This window comes from Limnospira sp. PMC 289.06, assembly GCF_032350395.1.
Taxonomy (GTDB): domain Bacteria; phylum Cyanobacteriota; class Cyanobacteriia; order Cyanobacteriales; family Microcoleaceae; genus Limnospira; species Limnospira platensis.
Genome location: NZ_JARPLC010000414.1, coordinates 1 through 690 on the forward strand (window position 1 = coordinate 1; position 690 = coordinate 690).

Consider the following 690-nt stretch of genomic DNA (forward strand, 5'->3'; position numbering starts at 1 on the left):
TGTGCTTCCAATTGAGCCTGCTGTGCTAACTCTTCGGCGCTCAAATAACGTCTCCCGTATTGGTCAAACCAAGACAGGATTTCTCGGTCAATACCACCTACTGTAGCTTGAGTTCTACCGATTCCTAAACCGATTTCTGGTAGCCAGTAGGGTTCCCCGCTTTGTAATTGGTACTTACCATCTATTTGTCGATAAATCTCGAAGGGTTGATGGCGATCGCGTTGGTAATATTCTGGGTTATAAATAACGTAATACAATACCCCCAACTTTTCATAAATCGCCATTTTGGACTCATACTCATTTCCCGGAGTCCAGGAAACCACTTCTAACACTAACTGGGGAACCATTCCCCCCTCTTCCCAGACCACATAACTTTTCCGAGATTTATTACCCGGTCGGCGGCGGTTCACTCCCACCGTCAGAAAACCATCAGGAATTACCGGGACTCTGGGGTTTTCCCCGCTGGTGTGATAAATTCCCATATCTACACCGAAATACCAATCATTGCGGTCTTTCCAGATAATTGCTAGAAGAAATAATAGGTAATTGGGGAGAAAATTTTGGTCTTCGTTATCCACAGGAGTATCATCAGAGTCGGGAAGTTCATCACTGGTGGGTAGGTTTTTATAAAGGTCGATGGAAACCATAGGTCTGAACCAGTAGAAGACAGTTTATCCCCCATTATAGCAT

Annotated in this window: 1 protein-coding gene; it reads right to left on the reverse strand. The window is 44.6% G+C overall.

Annotated elements, in window-relative coordinates; all coding sequences use genetic code 11:
- Nucleotides 1–647 (reverse strand): Uma2 family endonuclease (locus P5674_RS25520; RefSeq protein ID WP_315670455.1); only part of this gene is annotated, 647 nt, incomplete at its 3' end.
- Nucleotides 648–690: the final 43 nt, after the last annotated feature.